The organism is Vibrio caribbeanicus ATCC BAA-2122 (genome assembly GCF_000165125.1).
Lineage (GTDB): Bacteria > Pseudomonadota > Gammaproteobacteria > Enterobacterales > Vibrionaceae > Vibrio > Vibrio caribbeanicus.
Genome location: NZ_AEIU01000074.1, coordinates 184,106 through 204,523 on the forward strand (window position 1 = coordinate 184,106; position 20,418 = coordinate 204,523).

17 protein-coding genes and 1 pseudogene are annotated in these 20,418 nt (G+C 40.3%); 8 read left to right on the forward strand and 10 right to left on the reverse strand.

Annotated features, from left to right (window positions below; translation table 11 throughout):
- Nucleotides 1–96: 96 nt before the first annotated feature.
- From modC to modA, 3 genes and pseudogenes are all read right to left on the reverse strand, one after another.
- Nucleotides 97–1,203: a molybdenum ABC transporter ATP-binding protein ModC gene (gene modC, locus RH40_RS10875; protein ID WP_009601541.1), complete on the reverse strand. Its 1,107-nt coding sequence runs from the start codon at nt 1,201–1,203 to the stop codon at nt 97–99.
- A gap of 1 nt (nt 1,204) precedes the next feature.
- Complete coding sequence (gene modB, locus RH40_RS10880) at nt 1,205–1,891, reverse strand: molybdate ABC transporter permease subunit (RefSeq protein WP_009601542.1); 687 nt, start codon at nt 1,889–1,891, stop codon at nt 1,205–1,207.
- Between the two features lies 1 nt (nt 1,892).
- A pseudogene (gene modA, locus RH40_RS21245) lies at nt 1,893–2,674 on the reverse strand (molybdate ABC transporter substrate-binding protein).
- A gap of 188 nt (nt 2,675–2,862) precedes the next feature.
- Here modA and RH40_RS20825 point away from each other — a divergent pair.
- Nucleotides 2,863–3,006 carry a hypothetical protein gene (locus tag RH40_RS20825; protein WP_009601543.1) on the forward strand — a complete coding sequence of 48 codons (144 nt, stop codon included), beginning with the start codon at nt 2,863–2,865 and terminating at the stop codon, nt 3,004–3,006.
- Nucleotides 3,007–3,176: 170 nt separating this feature from the next.
- Nucleotides 3,177–3,695, forward strand: coding sequence for a hypothetical protein (locus tag RH40_RS10890; RefSeq protein WP_009601544.1), 519 nt, complete (start codon nt 3,177–3,179; stop codon nt 3,693–3,695).
- 22 nt (nt 3,696–3,717) lie between these two features.
- On the opposite strand, the gene RH40_RS10895 is transcribed toward RH40_RS10890, so the two are convergent.
- From RH40_RS10895 to torS, 3 genes are all read right to left on the reverse strand, one after another.
- Nucleotides 3,718–4,956, reverse strand: a complete 1,239-nt coding sequence (locus tag RH40_RS10895) for an HD domain-containing phosphohydrolase (protein WP_009601545.1) — start codon at nt 4,954–4,956, stop codon at nt 3,718–3,720.
- A gap of 199 nt (nt 4,957–5,155) precedes the next feature.
- On the reverse strand, nt 5,156–7,972 hold the full coding sequence (locus tag RH40_RS10900; RefSeq protein ID WP_009601546.1) for a chitinase C-terminal domain-containing protein: 2,817 nt from the start codon (nt 7,970–7,972) through the stop codon (nt 5,156–5,158).
- 537 nt (nt 7,973–8,509) lie between these two features.
- Entirely contained in the window at nt 8,510–11,401 is a 2,892-nt protein-coding gene (gene torS, locus RH40_RS10905; RefSeq protein ID WP_009601547.1) for a TMAO reductase system sensor histidine kinase/response regulator TorS, read from the reverse strand.
- Between the two features lie 47 nt (nt 11,402–11,448).
- Between torS and torT the strand changes: the two genes are divergently transcribed.
- Together torT and RH40_RS10915 are read left to right on the forward strand one after the other, a co-directional pair.
- Nucleotides 11,449–12,489: a TMAO reductase system periplasmic protein TorT gene (gene torT / locus RH40_RS10910; protein WP_009601548.1), complete on the forward strand. Its 1,041-nt coding sequence runs from the start codon at nt 11,449–11,451 to the stop codon at nt 12,487–12,489.
- A 14-nt stretch (nt 12,490–12,503) separates the two neighbouring features.
- Nucleotides 12,504–12,959: a methylglyoxal synthase gene (locus tag RH40_RS10915; RefSeq protein WP_009601549.1), complete on the forward strand. Its 456-nt coding sequence runs from the start codon at nt 12,504–12,506 to the stop codon at nt 12,957–12,959.
- On the opposite strand, the gene RH40_RS10920 is transcribed toward RH40_RS10915, so the two are convergent.
- The gene (locus tag RH40_RS10920; protein ID WP_009601550.1) at nt 12,956–13,450 is read right to left on the reverse strand and encodes a hypothetical protein; all 495 of its coding nucleotides are present in this window, start codon (nt 13,448–13,450) and stop codon (nt 12,956–12,958) included. The two genes, RH40_RS10915 and RH40_RS10920, sit on opposite strands and share 4 nt — an antisense overlap.
- A gap of 148 nt (nt 13,451–13,598) precedes the next feature.
- Between RH40_RS10920 and RH40_RS10925 the strand changes: the two genes are divergently transcribed.
- Both RH40_RS10925 and RH40_RS10930 read left to right on the forward strand, forming a co-directional pair.
- Complete coding sequence (locus RH40_RS10925; protein ID WP_174260320.1) at nt 13,599–14,066, forward strand: CreA family protein; 468 nt, start codon at nt 13,599–13,601, stop codon at nt 14,064–14,066.
- Nucleotides 14,067–14,433: 367 nt separating this feature from the next.
- Nucleotides 14,434–15,738: an inosine/guanosine kinase gene (locus RH40_RS10930; protein ID WP_009601553.1), complete on the forward strand. Its 1,305-nt coding sequence runs from the start codon at nt 14,434–14,436 to the stop codon at nt 15,736–15,738.
- Between the two features lie 180 nt (nt 15,739–15,918).
- Here the strand turns inward: RH40_RS10930 and RH40_RS10935 are convergent, their stop codons facing one another.
- Entirely contained in the window at nt 15,919–16,299 is a 381-nt protein-coding gene (locus RH40_RS10935; protein WP_009601554.1) for a hypothetical protein, read from the reverse strand.
- Between the two features lie 584 nt (nt 16,300–16,883).
- Between RH40_RS10935 and RH40_RS10940 the strand changes: the two genes are divergently transcribed.
- Nucleotides 16,884–18,647: a methyl-accepting chemotaxis protein gene (locus RH40_RS10940; protein ID WP_009601555.1), complete on the forward strand. Its 1,764-nt coding sequence runs from the start codon at nt 16,884–16,886 to the stop codon at nt 18,645–18,647.
- 273 nt (nt 18,648–18,920) lie between these two features.
- Here the strand turns inward: RH40_RS10940 and RH40_RS10945 are convergent, their stop codons facing one another.
- Entirely contained in the window at nt 18,921–19,433 is a 513-nt protein-coding gene (locus RH40_RS10945; RefSeq protein WP_139056878.1) for a hypothetical protein, read from the reverse strand.
- Between the two features lie 169 nt (nt 19,434–19,602).
- Between RH40_RS10945 and RH40_RS21180 the strand changes: the two genes are divergently transcribed.
- Complete coding sequence (locus RH40_RS21180; protein ID WP_009601557.1) at nt 19,603–19,725, forward strand: hypothetical protein; 123 nt, start codon at nt 19,603–19,605, stop codon at nt 19,723–19,725.
- A gap of 59 nt (nt 19,726–19,784) precedes the next feature.
- Here RH40_RS21180 and RH40_RS10950 read toward each other — a convergent pair whose 3' ends face one another.
- The gene (locus tag RH40_RS10950; protein WP_009601558.1) at nt 19,785–20,318 is read right to left on the reverse strand and encodes a GNAT family N-acetyltransferase; all 534 of its coding nucleotides are present in this window, start codon (nt 20,316–20,318) and stop codon (nt 19,785–19,787) included.
- Nucleotides 20,319–20,418 lie beyond the last annotated feature (100 nt).

The window sequence follows — 20,418 nt, forward strand, 5'->3', positions numbered from 1 at the left end:
AGATAGTCCTTAGATGCTATCAGGCTTTATACCCTAATTCAATTGCCGAGATTTATTGTCTAAATCTAACAACAACTATGATTTATTGTGTGCTTTTTAATGCCCAAAAACACAATCACTTTTATTCAAAGAAACACTTTTTACTTGGATAAAAACGCTTTGCCCCAAAGTTAAATTCAACGCTTTTTTTGCCCATAGTGTAATGGTACAGACTATCTGACAACTGTCGGCTAGCTCTACCAACACATTGGCAGCTTTGCGCCCATCATATAAAATAACATCTTCAATAAGAACCACTGTTCCTGGCAGGACGTTACGAATAGAACTTGAGCCCGATGGCTTTAAGTCAATAGAAATATCCGAAGCACGGACCTTTAAACGCACCGTTTTTCCAATAGGTATTATTTTTCCAGAAACCCAAAGACTAACATTCGGACTAATCTGAACTCTAGACATATCATACTCGAGACTGGTTTCGATGACGTTACCAGTAAATATCGAGCTGCGGTCGCCATTAGGATTAAATGGCTGCATCGCTTCTAGAGACCAGACTTGTTCCACGGGTCCAGACGTCACAACCTGACCTTGATCAATTATGACCAAATGGTCTGCAAGTTGGATAACCTCTTCTATGCTATGAGTAACATAAACGACAGGAATCTTTATCTCATGCGAAAGCCTTTCAAGAAAAGGCATTATTTCTTGCTTTTTTGGAAGATCAAGAGAAGCAAGTGGTTCATCCATCAACAATAAATTCGGTTTGGACAACAATGCCCTTCCAATAGACACTCTTTGCTTTTCCCCTCCTGAAAGCTGATGTGGAAAACGACTCAGCAGGGGTTCAAGAGCCAATAATTCTATGATCTGAGAGAAATAATCGTTATCTTCTTTACCCATTCCATAGACTAGGTTTGGCTTAACTTTCAAATGTGGGAATAAACGTGCATCTTGGAAAACGTAACCGAGGTTGCGCTTATAAGTTGGTACGTTTATCGATAGCTCACTGTTATACATCACGTGATCTTCTATTTTTACTATCCCTGACCGTGGTGTTTGAAGTCCAGCTATCACATTGATCAAAGTAGTTTTACCCGAGCCAGAACGTCCTAGGACAGCAATAATACCCTTACTAGGAGCCGAAAAATGAATATCAAAAATCTGTTCGCCGAGTTGATGTAGGAAACGTATCTCTAATTTACTCATTTTAACCTTCAGAATGTCTTCGACTTATCCTTGTAAGCCACTCTGATACCAAAAGGGACGATAATGCAATCGCAACTGAAATAATACACAATCTCATAGCTCCTTCCTCACCTCCGGGTGTTTCGATAAAATTAAACATGGCAAGAGGAATAGTCTGAGTTTCTCCGGGAATATTCGATACAAAGCTGATGGTTGCACCAAACTCGCCTAAACTTCTGGCAAATGAAAGCATGGTACCAGTAATGATACCTGGGGTGATTAAAGGGAGCGTAATCGTAAAAAAAACGCGTATGGGTGACGCACCGAGAGTTGCAGCTGCCTGTTCATATTTTCGGTCAAAGGTTTCTATATTAAGCCGAATAGCTCTAACCATTAGTGGCAGAGATACGACCATACAAGCAATAACAGCTCCCTTCCAGTTAAAAGAAAACACGATTCCCATTGTCTCATTTAACCAATATCCTAAAGCACTTTGCTGACCAAGGGTAATGAGTAATAGATAGCCAATAACGACTGGAGGTAATACCAATGGTAAGTGAATAATAGAGTCGAAAACACCTTTACCAAAAAAGTTGCGCCTAGCTAAGAAAAAGCCAATTGAAATACCGAAAGGAATTAGAAAAATAGAAGAAACAGAAGCGACTTTAAGACTCAAAAGTAGAGCCTGGAACTCAAAATCTGAAAGCATACTACCGAGCCTCTACAGGTGTTAAAAAGCCATATTCAGATAAAATACCTAAGCTTTGCTCTGATTGAATAAATTTAAAAAACGCTAAGGTCTCTGGTTTGTTGTTTAACTTAGCTAAAGGATATGAAATTGGCTGGTGCAATGACACTGGTATCGTTGCAACAATTTTTACTTTTGAACTGAGTAATGCGTCTGTTCGGTAAACGATACCAACATTAAGCGCATTTTGCTCAACCAAAGCAAGCACCATTCTAACGCTTTTTGTGAATACCAGCTTGGGTTGAATAGCCTGCCAAAGATTTAGCTTGTCCAAGACTTGTTTGGAATATGTGCCAACAGGAACAAAGTCTACCGAACCTATTGCGAGCTTACTATTGCCAATCAAAGCTAGCCAAGATTCAACCTTTTCAATCTCTAATTGTTTTTTATTTCCTTTGGTGAAATGACCACTAATTGGTTTGAAGCCAAGCAAGTGACACTGTCACGATCAATGAGATTATTTTCCGTTAAATAGTCCATCCAGTCACGGTTTGCCGCAATGAAAATATCTGCAGGAGCGCCATGTTGAATCTGTCTTGCAAGAGAGCCTGTCCCACCATATACAGGCACTACTTTAATATCGTTATTCGTGTTATATGCACTAACTAACTGATCAACCACGGTTGTCATTGATGAAGCAGCATAAACATATAACTTATCTTTTGCAAAAGAGGTTGAGCTAAAGATTACGCTTGAGAAAAAATACACAACCAAAGCCAATGAATAAAAAGAGTATTTGCGCATAATTTTTTCTTTTAGTGCTGAATTGAAAGAGTCTAGTTGCAGAATTTTTCGAGCGCTTATGGTAGCACTCTTTTGCTCTTTGTTTAATTGAAATCAGAGTAACCTGAACAGTTAATGAATATTCCCATCATCATGGATTCAAACGGGCAATGCTTTAATCAAAACACACCGATTAGAAGGGAATATCTATGAAAAAGATCATACTTATCGCTGCGGCAGCGCTCATTATTATACCTTCACTTATACTGATGAATATGGATCACTACAATACTGACATTTCAAATAATATTGAACATTTTGAGGTCATCAATCCAACATCGTCAACAAAGTAAATATTCTCCACGTTTTTAACTTTGATTTCAAAATCATTCAATAGTTGAACTGGATCATTACAATTCCAAAGAATTCTCTGCATTTGATGCTAGTTTGGTTTATCATTTGGCGTGTTTATTGCATCTCATATTGATAGTCAAAAAAAATAGCTTTTTCTTCGGAGACTAACTTGAAAAAAATCACTTCAGCCATGGCAATTATCTCAACCTGTTTTAGTACTGGTGCATTTGCGAACAACTTTAACTATAACTTTTTAGAGTTGAGAACAGCAGTTAATCCAGAAACGTTTGGTTTTGAGTTTAGTACTTACCTGACTGATAATACACATGCCGTACTCCGCGCAGACTCACAATTTGAAGATGATCATGACTTTGCCGGGGGGGTTGGTTTCAATGGTCCAATTAACGAATTTGCTGATGTTTATGGGCAACTTCTCATGCACCATGTTAAATACAATCAGCAAGCAGGAGGCGAAACCGAAACACAAGTGGAGGGAAACATTGGATTGCGTGTCTGGGTTGCGGACAGAATAGAATTGACAGGAAGACTGGGGCGGAATGAAGATGCATCGGTATTTCACGCAGGCTTTAGGTTCCACTCTACGGAGCAATTGACGCTATCTGCAGAAACAAGGAATAATGGGCTCTACGGCCCGCAAATAACCATGACTGCGAGATTCCAATATTAAGATGATAAAGCTTGTTTCGTCTCTAAGGTAGATTCTCCTCTGATTTAAAGTGTACTTCTGCGATCTTGTTGAAGATATCTACCCACTGTTCATCAAATTGTGTGCCCTTGTAGTTGTTTATTTCAACCTTACATCTCATCAAGGGCCGTTTTAACAAAGTATGATGCGCTCGTTCATGTGTTCTTGCTTCAAACGTATCGGCAATGCTAATGATCTTAGCCCCGTCGCATATTTCGCCTTGGTGAAGGTGGCAAGGATAACCAGAGCCATCCATTTGCTCATGATGTTGCCTAATAATAATGGCAGCGTCATGCCAACGAGCCGATTCGTTAAGAAGTAAATACCCCGAATCTGGGTGATAATGTAGAATTTTCAACTCACATGAGGTCAGAGGCCCTTTCTTATCGAGCATCTCCAAAGGCATAAAAGACATGCCAATATCATGCAACATAACCGCTACTGCCAACTGAGCTTCATTAACTGGCGAGCCCATTTCACGATTCATCTCCAAACAAACAAAAAGTTGTCTTAATGCACGCCCATGCCAGTAACGGCTTCTATCCTCAAGCGGCTTAACCAAACTTGCGAAATAACGTATATCCTCATCTATTTCTATATCATATTTTTCCATCATTTCAATCAATTGTGACTGATATTCCTCTATCGTCGGTTGATTTAATGGTTGGGTCGATGGTGGGGTTGATGCGACAGTCTCATCAGACGGTTCATCCCCTACATTTTCTTGCGAAACCATAACTTGTTCTCCCGTTGCATCACGAAGGCATGCAGAAGGATCCAGCAGTCGCAAAACATCATTGAATAATTCCAGTCTCTTTTCCGGCGATGCATCAACGATTAAATTGATATCACCACATATTTTATCTACCGTTTCTTCTGAAAGAGGACTTTCACTCTGGTTGAGCTTAGCCTCAACCATCTGTTTTGTTTTGTCTAAAGATAAGAGAATGACATCACACAGTATACTGTCGTACTGTAGATGACCATTTCGTATGTAATCCAAGAGATCCTCAAGGCTCTGCATTAATGGGGTTATTGACGATAAACCCACGTAGATCAAATTACCTTTTGTCGTGTGAACAACTCTAAATAGACCGTTCAAAAGATCGACGTCCTCTGGACGGTGTTCTAAATCTATTAATATTACTTCACAGCTTTCATTAGCTTCACGAAAGTCCTGAAAAAAATCTTCAAGCGATTCATATTGAATGTCGTCTTCAATTACTTCCTTGGAGGCAGCCATGTTTAATCCCCGTATTACACAGTTCTTTTAAAGTATAGAACAGTTATACGTTTTCAACGGCATATAGAAAATTTGCTTTGTCATTTATTGATAAAACCACGGTAACGGCACTTTAATATCATCGGCGCTCTTTCTATATTCAGATATGTTCAAAAATAAAAAAGCCCTGAATAAACAGGGCATTATATTCTTGTAATGGTTAAGGACAGGGGACTTCATCCCAGAACCAGTTTGATCCAGTTGGTGTATCCCAAGGACCCGGGCTGTTTTTGGCGACAAAACAAAGTTGATTATATTTGTATATGTTGCCGTTCACCGCTCGTGTTTCTCCAGGACGCCAGTCAGTTACGCTGCCGTTTCCCCCATCACCATCTCCAGGAGAAAGATCCGCAAGTGGTAATTCAGGATATTCAAAACTAAAAACATATTCATTCCCATTGAGCACCATCAGATAATTAGCGGGACCTGAAACTGGAAGATAATAAACCATATCTAACTCATAGCTATCCCCGGGAGCCAGTGTTTTCCATCTCGGTAGAGTAAGAGATAACCGATGCATTTCACCTTCTAGACCACCAATATTATTGGGGCGACTGTGTCCAGACGAAATGACTTTTAATCCCGCACCAGACTGATCCTTAGTGTTATCAGGAGTAGAAACTGGCATGTCAAATTGGAACTCCGTGCCTCCGGGAATTGCTTGCCCTATATTGTTTGTAAATATCAGCTTCGGATTTATCGGGTAGTTTTGATCGCCTTGTTTAAATCCCTCTACTTTGACTGCTATATCAACAGCAGTTGAAGTTGGACCTGACAAACTGATAGCATTTTGATAAGGAGGTGCCTGCTTGAAGCGCTCATAAATGGTCTGTGTCATAGTGTTCCCCATATGAAACTCACCATTCCCAGTCGCGCATGCACGCTCAGTTTTATCAATCGAAACCCTTACTCCTGACTCATTGAGTGTATAGCAATTGTAGTCGCCCGCGAGCTCCCAAAACATGATACCGCCGATGCCTTTCTCAGAGACGTACTCAGCTTTCTCGTAAATTGACTCTTTGTCCTCGATAGATAGGAATACTTTTTTCTCCTCATTCCACAGCCAAGGAGCGACCGCGATATTGTCATAATATCTCTTGTAATCACCGACGAGTCTATCGCTGGGCTCATTGACTGGATCTAGTGAATACGAAGAAGAGTAGCTTCCCCAGATAGCGCGTTCTAAGTTCTTTACATGCCAAATTGGACTAGAACCCGCTCCCATTTCATTCCCCTTCGGATCCGTATCATGCCAAATATTATCGATCCCAATTGCACCGTTCCCGCAGTTATTTTTGTCTCCTTCTCCGGTTCCATCAGGGCAATTATTTTGGTCTGGTAGAGCTGCTCTACCCCATAACCCTTTTTCGCCTCCGTTAACGCCTTGCCAGCCACGAGTATAATATGGGACACCAATATTAATTCGGCCCCCTTGCATTGAGCCGCGGAAATAGTGGTACGCCCAATCTGTATTGAGATACCCAATACCACCGTACGCTGCTGTATCGTAAACATCCCATTGGGCCAACTCAGAATCTTTTCCTGTATCATAGAGAGCAGCATTGTGCCCAACATGATCATTCCAAGCTCCATGAAGGTCATAGCTCATGATATTTACGTAGTCTAAATACTGAGTAACATTAAATGACTCCATTCCTCTTAACAGATAGCCAGAAGAGGGAGCGGCGATGGTCAGAAGGTAGTGTGTGTTATCTTCCATTGATGCTTTGTCTAACTTTTGACGCAAAACTTTCATTAATTCTTGATAGGATGCCCATAAATACTTTCTTCTTGGCTCCATAAAGCTCTTATCAAAAGGATTTCCTGCACCTGCCATTGATGTTGGATACTCGTAATCAACATCCAGACCGTCAAACTTGTACTGACGCATAGTCGCCACCGCTGAGTCAGCGAAGCGCTCAATCCCCGTATAATTGATCGAACCATCTGAATTGGTGGTCATTGTGTAAAACCCACCATCAGATACTCTATTGCCGTTTTCATCAAAATGGCCGCCCGTTTCGGCCCAACCACCTATTGAGATAAGTGTTTTGACTCCATATCTCTGCTTGTATGTTGCAAGCGCTCCAAAATGACCTTTGAAACCCAAGCTTGGTTCGATCTCTACATTATCCCACTCTTTTCCGACCGTAACGTTACTTGGATCCGTAATATCACCTAAATTAAGTTTGCCATCCGAACCTATACCAAGAAATGCATAGTTAATATGGGTAAGTTGTTCCCATGGTATATCTTTGACTAAGTATGATGACTGTGGGTCATCGCCCGAGCGCCAACTAGTAAAGTAGCCTATGATACGGCGTGGATGATCTGACCCCATTATCTCTCTGCCGTCCTGATCATAAACTGTACAATATGGAACTTGAGTTCCTGGGGTCTGGTATAAACCATCGGGACGGCAATTCGCGGTTTTATTTGCCTGTTCGACAATTAACGTCTTAGATTCTGAGCGGCTGGACTTGTCTTGGTCATCAAAAGCAACTGCATGAATTTTTTTACTCCCGATCTCTCCGGGACGATACTCTATCTGAAAAGCACCGCTGTCTTTAACACCTTGACTCAAACCATCAACAAAAAACTCAACTTTATTTACCGTTCCATCAGTATCAGTGGTTTCTGCAGAAACTATGACAGAGTCTCCGAGGCTGATTGAGTTTGCCGAAAGTTGAAGAGTTACGGTTGGAGGTTGATTACCCAAGGCGTCACATTCACCCAGTTTTTTCCATTGCCCCCATTCACCCGAGTTTTCAACTGGGCTATTGCCTTGAGTCCAGTATTTCGCCTGATAACCCACACTACTTTGTTGTACTTTAGTACCAGCCGAATAGGCAGGTGCCCTTTCCCATTCTGGTATTTCGCTACAATCAAGTGCAGCAGCAGTGCTATGAAATGAGCTAAGAGCCAAGATACTGAAAAGGAATGAGTTAATTAATCGATTGGAGTTTAGATATCGCATATTATTTTACCCTGACGTTTTAGTGCCTACTCACTCATAGAGCAAGGAGAACTTAAAATACTTCGTAAAATAACATTAGGTAAACATCGAGAATTAACCCAAAATTAATCATTACATCCAAACTTTGCTCGCATATATCACGGTAAAACATCAAAATAAACGTGAGTTAATTCGCACGAGTAAAAAACAGATTTCAGTTGCATAAGTCACCATATCATATGATGCTCATGATACTTTATAAGTCTCTTTGAATCGTATGGATACAATTTGAGAGGAAAGAAATTATGCACGTTTTAGATAGTTTGAGAACTAGTAGGTACTATACTCGAATGACTTGAAAGTGAGAGATTCAGAGCCTCGTCGCTGCCTTGAGTTCTGGGAACACAACACTGCGAAGTAGTCGGCTCTTCCAAGTTGTTTGATGACAAAATAACAGCTCCGAGGCTAGTCCAAGGGGGGAATTTGCTTTGTTTTGCTTGTAAAACAAGTCATTCCCACTGAACATAGCGCCTTAAGGTTACTTGAGTGTACGCCACCCTAGTTCAATAAGTTTTCAAGCGCATCTTTTGAAGTTTCTATGCAGCTCAGTAGCTCCTTCTGCTTGTTGTTGTATGTCTCTAGAGGTTTTTCGGCAATTTCTATTTCCAGACACAAGGAATGAAGTGCTTTTAAGCCTAAACTACCTGCAGCTCCCTTGAGCTTATGTGCAAGCTGCGTCATGTGTAAATTATCTTTATTAGACTTCGCTTCGGAGAAATCTTGTATTGCAACCGAAGATACCTCGGTAAATAGCTCTCCGATTTCACGCATTTTGTCTTTTCCTAAGATCTTCATATCGTTTAGTACAATACTCGAATCTATTATTGTATCCTCAGAATCGGTGTCTAGTTGCTCTTCCAACATTTGAGTTTCATCCTTACCAGTAAGGCCTTCTAATTTATTTTGAATCAATTGGTACAACTCATTCTTATTAAGTGGCTTAGCCAAAAAGCCATCGAAGCCAGCTGATAAATAATTAGCCACCTCTTCATCAAATACATGAGCAGATACAGCAACTACTGGAGGTAGTCCAGTAGCTAAAGTATTACGATTCATCTCTTTAAACTCACCTAGTAAATCAATACCATTTATATCAGGCAGATTAATATCCATCAAAATCAGGTCAAAAGAATCGTCTAAAAAACACTGCCTTGCTTTCTTACCATCAATTGCGGTTGTGACTATGTGTCCCATACTTTCTAAAAATCCTTCTGCTACCATACAATTCACAGGATTATCTTCTACTAGGAGAATTGAAGCACTGATCCTGCTCGCAGTTTGCATGAGCTTCTCGACAACCTCTTCACCATGCTCCATTGGAATGGTAAAACCAAAACGACTCCCCACTCCCAATGTCGAATCAAAAAACATTTCTCCACCCATTGCCTCCACTATTCTCTTACTTATTGCGAGGCCTAATCCCGTTCCGCCTTTACTGCTAATACCATTGGAGGCTTGAGTAAATGGTTCAAATAAGGTGCTCTGCTCAACCTCATCGATACCACAGCCAGTATCTGTCACTTCGAATAAAATATACCCCTCATAGTCAGGGTTTAATGCGACATATAAATCTACATGGCCTGCATCGGTAAACTTGACAGCATTTCCAACCAAGTTATTTAACACTTGTGCCAATCGAGTAGCATCTCCATGCCAATATTGTTCAACATCGCTTTCGATAAAATAATCGAGCTTTAAGTTTTTTTCTTGAGCACGAGCACCCACCAACTCACAAGTGTCTTTAATCATTGAATGAATATCAAAGTTGATTGGGCGAATATCGATAAACCCGGCTTCTATCTTCGAATAGTCAAGAACGTCATTTAGGATAGCGAGTAAGGTGGTACCGCTACGATTGATGACGTCGACATAGTGTCGTTGTTTACTGTCCAGTCCATCATCTTTTAGCAACTGAGCTGTACCAAGTACACCGTTCATGGGCGTACGAATTTCATGACTCATGGTTGCTAAAAACGCAGATTTTGCTCGGTTAGCCTGCTCTGCCTCTTTACGAGCCCGAGCATGATTTTCAACCTCTTCATTAAGGCGGATGTTTGTCTCTTGCAGTTGATGAGTTCTTTCAGTAATGAGCTCTTCTAGACGGGTCTGATGATCTTCCAGATCACGTTTTGCCCGAGCTTCACTGTCCGCAACAACGCGCAGAGCCTTAGCCGTATCACGCGCGGTAATAATGGCCTCTCCCATTCGGGCAAGCTCATCATTTCCCTCAACACCAACTCGAACATCAAGTTTACCTTTAGCAATTGATAATAATGCAACAGAGTATTCTCCAAGGCGTTTTACTACCGACAAGTACACTACTTTCCAAACAATCAATACAACGGTTATCATGGTAATTATGGTGATAATGGTAAGTGTAAGGAGCGCATAATCTAAGGTAGATTTGAGATCTTCTACAGCGAGTTTGGTTGTCAAATTTGCGTTATCAACCAATTTATTCACAGTACTGTTGAGACGTGAGAATTGATTAAGCACATCTTGCATCAATTGCATCGCAACCTGCTCGTTCTCATACTTTTGGCGCAAAACATCAAATACAACTTGGCGCTTTTCAAGCCGAGTAATCAGATCAAACATTTTTAGAGAGCGATTAGGGTCCTCTACTGCTTGAGAACGACGTTTAATAATAACTAGATTATTCATGAAGTCCTCTCTGATAATCAGGATCCTTTCCAAATCTGAAATTGTGCGAATTTCTTCGATATGGTTCAGCAGCTGAAAAGCAAGCAGGTGCAATTCATGGAGCCTCTCAGAGAGGTCAAGGTCAACTTCGACGAGGGTATCAAGTGCATCGTAGGCTTTTTGAATATCGTTTTGCTTAAGTAAATCGTAGATACTGGTAATATTTGCAACAGCAATCGTAGAGGTATTCGACACCTGAGTTCGGGTAAGTTGCTCTAATTCTTGGGCTAGTTCACGCAACTCATCAGCTCTCACGGAAATATCATCGCTTAATACCAGACGCTTCTCAACAACGATAACTAGCTTGATTAATATATTGTTAATACCTTGAATGTCAGATTCCAAACGCTCTAGTAAAGCACTCTCAAAAGAGTCTGACCCCAGTTTTTTGATATGAATAAGAAGAGCGTTCAACTGTGAGAAAAGTTGTTTTCCTGCCTTGTGTCTTTCAGCCTCATTTTTGGCATTTGAGAGGATTTGTACTGAAGAGATAATTCGCGAACTATAGGCTGAAACTTGTCTAGCTTCAATCATTGAGGGTATCGCCGACTTAACGACATTTCGTTCTGTTCTTGACACAGAAGTGAAACCGAAAACCCCGATTAATGCAGATATAAGAACTAGGGTTGCCATTGCTAAAAATGCAAACAATAACTTACGGCCAATACTGGCTTTATCTAGCAACATTGAATACACCTACTTCTTAAGTTTCTTAGAATGGGATATATTCTGCAATGATTGCAACGTTATTACCAATGAATTACGACATGTATCTGATCAAGTTAGCTAAAATGAATATTTCATACCTATTTCTAGTAATTACGTTTTATGTAATCGCAGGTGACTCTTACGCCAAGGAATCCAACAAAATCTGTGCGCTATATCCGCACCTAAAAGACTCCTATTGGCTATCAGTTAATTACGGAATGGTAAGTGAAGCAGAAAAACAAGGTGTTACACTGCGAGTATTAGAGGCTGGCGGCTACTTGAACCCCGAAAAACAACGTGAACAAATGAAAGACTGTGTTGAATGGGGCGCTGACGCCATTATTTTGGGGACGGTTTCACCAACGTTGTTCTATGATTCTCTCGCGGCAGACAGTAATTCCATTCCTATTTTTGCTACCGTCAATCGGCTATTAGTGGATGAAGACAATAAAAACGTTTTAAAAGGTTCAGTGGGCGTTGACTGGTATTGGATGGGTTACCATGCAGGAAATTACCTCAAACTTAAACATCCGAAGGGCTCAGGAAAAGTAGAAGTTGCTCTCATACCAGGCCCTAAAAACAGTGGCGGAACGCAACCTGTCATTAATGGTTTTAAAGATGCGATAGAAGGGAGTGATGTTTCTATCAGCGCAACATATTGGGCCGATAACGACAAGGAGTTACAGCGTAACTTAATTCAAAAAATAATCGATGATGAAAAAGAGCTCGATTACATAACAGGAAGTGCTGTGGCGATAGAAGCTGCGATAAGTGAATTAAGAGCGGCCCATAAGGAAACAGAAGTCAAGTTGGTTTCAACTTATCTAAGTCATGGTGTATATAGAGGCCTCCTCAGAAATCGTATCGTATTTTCCCCTACCGACAAAATGGTCGAACAAGGGCGTATTTCAATGCTCCAAGCGGTTAACTATCTCAACAGTCAACCATTTGATAAGACTTTTTCACCCGATATTGAAACTCTAACACCCAACAATATCAATCAACGGGCGGTATCACAGTCATTATCGCCCTCAGAATTTAGGCCAAAGTTTTGTACAAAGAGATAGAGTGAAGCTCCATTATGAAGACAACGACACGAACATTAGGAATAAGAAAGAATATTGCTCTCGTAGCGCATGATAACTGCAAAAGCCAACTACTTAGTTGGACAACTAGGCATCAAAAACTGTTACAGCGTCACAACCTATTTGCAACCGGAACGACCGGTGCGCTGCTTAGCAAAGAATGTTACTTATCAATTGAACGAATGATCAGCGGGCCAATGGGGGGCGACCAACAATTAGGCGCTAAAATTTCGGAGGGCGGTATTGATATTTTGATCTTCTTTTGGGATCCACTAAATGCAGTACCTCACGACCCAGATGTAAAAGCCCTTCTTCGCATTGCAAGTGTGTGGAATATTCCCGTCGCGACAAATAGTTCCACTGCAGACTTTATTATGGATTCTGAGCTTATCAATGCTGAAGTTGATATTGATATACCGGACTATCAAGCATATCTCGGAGATCGCACCTAAGATTCGATAAAGATCGGGGTCTGTACTGTATCTTGAATGTTCAACTTAGTGCAAAGCCCATGAATAAATTCATCGGCTCTGCCCTCTGGCACAACTATATCTGAGATAAGGGTAATGTTATCTTGTTGAGTAACAATTGCCGCTGCAATCGTCTCACCCGCCTCGTAACCGAGAAATAAACGGCATGGTTCTGAGTAAATAATTTGTGATAAAAACTCTACAATCAGCGCACTTTCTTCAGGATCTGACCATTGCTTAGATTGAAGCAGAGCAAAAGCTATCGTCAGCCTGTGAAAGTCGACATGGTAAATGTTGGACACATCGAAGTCTTTTGAAACCGCGCCTCCCTCAATTAAACGTCGACAAGTTCTAGTTACAGCTGAAGATTGATATACCGCACGACCGGCAATACTTTCTTTGGTTGGATAATTGACTTCAACATGGCTGTATAGCCACTGGTTTTTGGTATGTACAATATTATCTTGTGACATCAGGTATCTTTTGATTTGGGTGACAAAGACAAGCTTACTTGAAAAGATAAGCTAGGCTCAACTTTTTTAGTTATTGACTCAATAAGTAAAACGAAGTTTGATAAGCTAATTAGACAATTAATAAATCGATAAAAGGCCCTGTCCTATGATGAAGAAAGCAGCTTTACTTGGTGTATTACTGACCAGTTTAATGGGTTGTTCCGATAACGAAGTGGGTGACGTAAGTCTAGGATTTTTTACCCTTAAGGATATCAAACTCAACGACATGAGAGACCCTCTGATCCCCGGTATCACCTGTCATATCGCATCAATTGAAGCAGACTTTAGCCTCGCTGATCCAAGTGATAGCTCTATCTCATGCCGTCAAATAGGAGAGATAACCCCTCAAATGATCGCTAAAATAGAGAAATCAAAAGATGGTGAAGTAATATTTAAAAAGTCAAAAAGTATCTTTTTTAAGAGTATGAAAGTACGAAGAATTTTTGACAGCAAAAACCAAACGATAATGTACTTGTCGTACGCAACCAAAGAAACATCTGGAAGTTTCAAGCACAGCCTTTCTACCGTCCCTCTCTGGGGAACAAAAGCTTACGGTTCCTATACAGGAGAAGAATAAGGCAACTTGCACCAAGTAACCCAAAGATATCAGCTTCAATGAGAATGACTTGCTGCAGACACAACCAAAGTTTGCTCGTCGAGTCATTCAGACCAAAATCGCTAACTAAGTCTACCAGCAAAAGTAACTCGCCCTCTCGGTCAAATCATAGGTCTGACTTTATCGCCAAACACCTTGATCATAAATCGCTATTCAAGGCATGATTTTTTGTTCTCAACGTTCTGATAACACCCTTAATTTTTGACTTTAGCTTCAATTGGGTATCTCCACCAAATAAAGAATTTGATACTAAATTTGGGCACAAATTTAGAAGCAATCCTTTTCTTTTGTGTTATCATGCCGCAAAATTTCTAATAACTCCTTAAAAATGAAGTTTCCTGGACAGCGCAAATCAAAACATTACTTTCCAACTCACGCACGTGATCCACTTGTCAACCAAATGAAGCAAACCCCAAAGCTTTATCGACCGATCGTGGTGGGAGTTGGTCAAACCATTGTAGATATAGAAGCACGTGTCGATGATGAGTTTCTTGAAAAATACAATTTAAGTAAGGGGCACTCACTTGTTGTCGAAGAAAGCCAAGCTGACGCATTATACTGCGAACTTGTCGAACGCGAACTCATCACTCATCAATATCCGGGCGACACAATAGGCAATACGCTACATAATTACTCCGTACTTGCAGACAGTAAATCGGTACTATTGGGTGTGATGTCCAGGAATATAGAAGTTGGTTCTTTCGCATATCGCTACCTCTGCCGCACTTCCTCGCGCATGAACCTTAACCACTTACAAATGGTCGAAGGTTCCATTGGGCGCTGCTACACACTCATTTCAGATGATGGTGAGCGAACATTCGCAATTAATGAAGGGCATATGAATAAACTACGCCCTGATAGCGTTCCGGAGGAAGTTTTTGATAAAGCATCGGCACTTATCGTGTCATCGTACCTTATGCGCGGTAAACCAGAGGATCCAATGCCTCAAGCTGTTGCCCGAGCAATTGAAATCGCTAAGTCAAAAAATGTTCCAGTGGTTCTCACGCTAGGAACAAAATGGGTTATCGAGGGAAATGCTGAATGGTGGCAAGAATACATAAGAGATAATATTTCTATTGTTGCGATGAACGAGGAAGAAGGTGAAGCACTGACCGGTGAGAAAGACCCACTTTTAGCGGCTGATAAGGTGTTGGATTGGGTGGACCTCGTGCTTTGTACTTCTGGTCCCGTTGGGCTTTACATGGCTGGTTACACAGAAGAATCCGTAAAAAGAGAAACGGAATTACCATTGTTACCGGGTAACATTGCCGAATTTAACAAGTATGAGTTTAGCCGCGCTATGCGTAAAAAGGACTGCGCTAAACCACTGAAAGTCTACTCTCATATCGGCCCTTACTTGGGTGGTCCATTAGAAATCAAAAATACCAATGGTGCTGGCGATGCGGCTTTGTCTGCGTTGCTGCATGATATGGCAGCAAACAGTCATCATCATATGAATGTTCCGAATTCTTCTAAGCATGACCAGCAATATCTTACCTACTCTTCGCTGTCACAGATTTGTAAATATGCTAACCGTGTAAGCTATGAAGTACTGACCCAACATTCACCAAGATTATCCCGAGCCCTACCTGAGCGAGAGGACAGTCTCGAAGAAGCGTATTGGGACAGATAATCATAACAACGAAAAAGCCGCTATCGATAGCGGCTTTTTATCAATGAGCGTTAATAAAATGACGCTTAGCGACAGACAACTACTCTCATTTAAACGTCATATATATTAAATGCTGACCTGCGACTCTATAGGAACAACCTTAAGGTCATCCCAGATGCTCGCCAATGTTCAACACAATCTTTACGCTCCATACATTTTACAGCGAGGAGCTAGCGTGGTGCCCGTTGCCTTAAAAGTAATATGGCTTTGGACATCAGTTGGAGTATGCTCCTTAATTAAATGTGGCGTACAGTCAATCGTTTTACCCCAGAAAGGATGAAGTATAACTTTATACTCTGAATGATCTGCTATCTTTGAAACATCAAGACATCTTGTTTCACCAACAGCAAACCGACCGCTTTCTTGGGTTTTAACATCACTATTTAAAGCCTCCACTTCGAATGAAGCAGCATAACCAACCCCAACGGGAAGATGTACACATACTTTATTTTCAGCAAAAGAGGGAGCGGCAATCAAAGAACTTGCCACAGCTAGGATAGAGATTATTGCTTTCTTATTCATAATATTTTCTTATAGGTTAAGTGTTAAATTTTATTGCCATTTCTTCAATGGCTTCCGACAAAACCTAGAATATAGATTTGAAAAAGATTTGAAATCACACCTAAATATCCTTGCGAGGCATTGATATAAAACAATATTTAAAGTTACTGTACAATAAAATAGCTACCATATATCGCTTTCATCAACCAGTAAAATCAGACTGAAAACAAAAAATTTGCATAAATTTTACTTATCCATTATTTGCTAATTTGAGCAGAAAAACAACGCTTTTTTTTCAGATAAGGTAAGGATGATTTTTATTGCGAATAGTCGGGACTTAGATATAACCAAGGTATGTCTCAATCATGTCGAGGCTAGCTGGATGTTGTAAAAAGACTCTTACTCGACATCTTTAAACGTTACTCACAGCAATCCTAAAACTTTTACTCCAATCAATGACCTTCTACTCAAACTTGTAAACAATTTAGTTAATTATCTTTGATTATTTATAGAGACAACATAGTATTCACAGCGTGAATAAGTGATAACTTTAAGATTAGATTTTTAATATTCCGTATAATTACTTAATGGACTAAGCCAATATTATGAATATAAAAAACAAGCTCTACTCATTGGGTGTGGTTGCTATTCTGGGGGTTGTTTCGGCGATCGTAACCACCACTCATTTTGAAAATACAACGAGCCAATTAAACAAAGCCAGTATTCTCGTTGCTGATTTAGAAATACGACTTCTTAATCTTAGAAGAAATGAAAAAGACTTCTTGCTGCGTAAAGACATAAAATACCTCGATAAATTTAATAGGAATATGGAGTTGTTTTTATCTTTGGAAGAGCAGCTTTCTCTGTTATTAAAGGAACAAGACCTTCCATCAAGTACTCAACTTAGAGATAACATACTTAATTATCAAACGGGTTTTAATGAGTTAGTACATGGCTACCAAAAGCTAGGCCTAAAGGCCAGTGACGGGCTAAGAGGCCAATATTCGCGAGAATTGGCAAATATTGAATCAACACTAACGGAAAGACAATTAATTGCACTTTTCGAGTTTGATAAGAAATTACAGCAAGGGTTACTAGAACTTGATACATTCCCGTCAATAGCCGGAGAGCTAAATTCTGCCGCCAAAAAACTCATAGCACAAAAAAGATATATAGGTCTTAAGTACAACGAAGGGTTACTAGGTGATACACGTAACCTGTCACATACAGTTGAAAAACAGTTTAAATCCTTCTCTAAAGCATTAGACGACCAAACACTGATGACTGTAGAAAGGCTCTTTACTCTAAAACTAGTATTTGTTGGATTAGTCGTGTTGGTCATTTTTGGTTTTATTTTTCAAATATCTCGCACAATCAATCAACAAGTATCCACCCTACTTTCTGCAATACAAAAAATCGCTGACAGCAATAATGTGTCATTGAGGGCCTCATTTTCTCGTCAAGATGAATTGTCTGAAGTGGGCCGTTACTTTAACCAGTTATTGGATAAGCTAGAGCATCTGATATCCGGAACTCAAAAAAAATCCTCGAAGCTTTCGAACAGTACTTCAAACATGCATGATGAACTACAAAAAGTCATGGACCAATTTCAAATTCAGGCTGAACATACAAGTACAATGGCGACATCAGTGCACGAAATGGTTTCTACAATTAATGAAATATCTGAGAGTACTTCGGTTGCTGTTGAAGGCGTGCACCAAGCATCGGTCAACGCCCAGGAAGGTAGAAAAGTGGTTGAGACAACCGTACAAAATATCGATCAGCTCTCGACGATACTAGCGAGCAGTCAAGGCTCAATAGGCTCTTTGAATACTCATGTTGGAAAAATTGGTGATACCGTAAATATCATCCAAGAAATTGCAGAGCAAACGAACCTTTTAGCATTAAATGCAGCAATTGAAGCGGCACGAGCAGGTGAGCAAGGTCGCGGCTTTGCAGTCGTCGCTGATGAAGTACGAGCGCTGGCGAGTCGAACTCATCAGTCTACAGAGGAAATTAACAGCGTTGTAACGGCTATCCAAGATCAAATGGCACAAGTAGTAACGAACATTGATCAATGCAATGAGCAAGGTAATCAGACTCTTAGCGCATCACAAACGCTAGACAGTAGCCTGACTCAAATAATCGACGATATGAGCAATATTCAAGCTAACTCTGAGCGCATCGCTTCCGCGATTGAGGAACAAGGAATTGTGATGAATCAAGTTAGTGACTCAATCAATGAGCTAAATACAATTTCTGAAGGGAACACTGAGTCAGCTAAGCAATGTTTAGACGAAGTCGATAGTGTCTCTGATCAGGCACGAGACATGGATAAAGCGGTAGCGGAGTTCAAAGTAGAGCCTTAACTTTACCCTAAAGCGTTAGCTGCTAGAGCAGGTGCGAATGCGAACCGAACATCCCATACCAAAAGGGTACTTTCTAGTCGAAAAGTGCCCTACTTAATTTTCATACTTGTTTGCCAAATTGAAAGTTTCATAAATTGGTTGTAAGCGCTTCAAAAAAACACATTCTAATCACCTACTACCAATGGAGACTAAGCAGCGTCAAGGCAAAACCTTAGCAATATCGCCCCTTGGACTCATGGGGCACATTTGATTAAGCAATAGTCGCACAGCCGTTCAAACATTTTTTTCTAGGGGTTTGTTATAACATTGCCTTAAATATATTCTAGCTTCTTTATAATAATAGATACGCCATAGAGGCTTGATATTAATCCTTAACTTCCAGTTTGCATATGCCCAAGTAATACTTGTCCCAAAAGCTAATATTATCACTTGTTGATTTTGAAATATCACTTGAAATAAATCTGACACTACAATGATCAAACAAACAACCATCATATTTTTAGAGCTTAACCATTCCCTAGCATATCCACTTCGCTTGAAAGACCTAGCCAGCGATTTATAAACAAAGAAAAAACCAACACCCATCAATTGACAGAGCAAACCTAAGATGATAGCAGCAGATACCCCACTAGATTCGAAAATGAGATCCGCGCCCCCGATTATAAGAACCAAACTGGATGCATAAGTAACTAATAAACTATTCCATGTACGTTTGACTCTGGAATACAACAATCGCTTAATTTCAGCTCTGTGTATTTCCCTATATCTTATACTCATAATTTTCAAACCCGAACAGCGCCACGAGTCATTACCCCTATCTCAGGACAATAAGACGCCAATTTAACTAGAATTAATACTCTATGTTATCTTTGAATGTGACGCTAATGATAATAATAACTTTTGCGTTCAATTGAAATCCATCGGCATTATTCTCTATGGCTACCTGGTCAAGTCTATGAAAGAGCAAACGAAAGCTAAGCCAGATATCGAGTGCTTAACCTTGGAGCTTCAAACCTTAGCAATATCGCTCCGTGATCTCACCGGGCGAGTATGTAATTTATTGGCGATTAATTTGTAGAACATTGAGCCAAAATTGAGTTCTTAAAGAGAATTATTGCACTAACACGCCACTAAACCTTAGCCACTTACTCCTTTAGAAAGCTGTTTTGTTGTTGGCCAAATGTAAGTTTGTTCTTCAACTTCTGTTCCACAAGGAGCCAACCGCACTCTATCAGACTCACATACCCCTCCTATCTTTGTATAAAACCTAATCGCTTGTTGGTTTTCTCGCAGAACTTCGAGATAGATGCCTGAATCAGGGAAATACTGCTCAACCCAAATCATCAGTTGTTGAATCAATTGACGCCCAAGCCCTCTGCCACGATAAGCCGGGTCAACGTGCAGTGCGTCAATAATGGTCCCTTTTTGATAGTCGTGCTTTCCGAACGCGCAGATAAAACCGCACAACAAACCGCCCTCTTCAGCCAGGATTACCCGTTGATTAAAAGGTGGATTTGTCAGACGAGTTTGCCATATTGCAAGGCGTTCACCATTTATGTCTGAATTAAGATATTCATCTGAAAGAATGCCTGAACAAAACTGCTTCCAATTTTCTGAATGCAAAGCAGCAATCCGTTCGTAATCTTGGTAACTAGCTAACTTAAATTCCATTTACAGCCTCTTAAATCATTGATACTGCCATCATACTATAAATTAACCCCAATCCCATGATTTAAAAAACCACGTAAGTAATCGTACTTTCAACGTATTC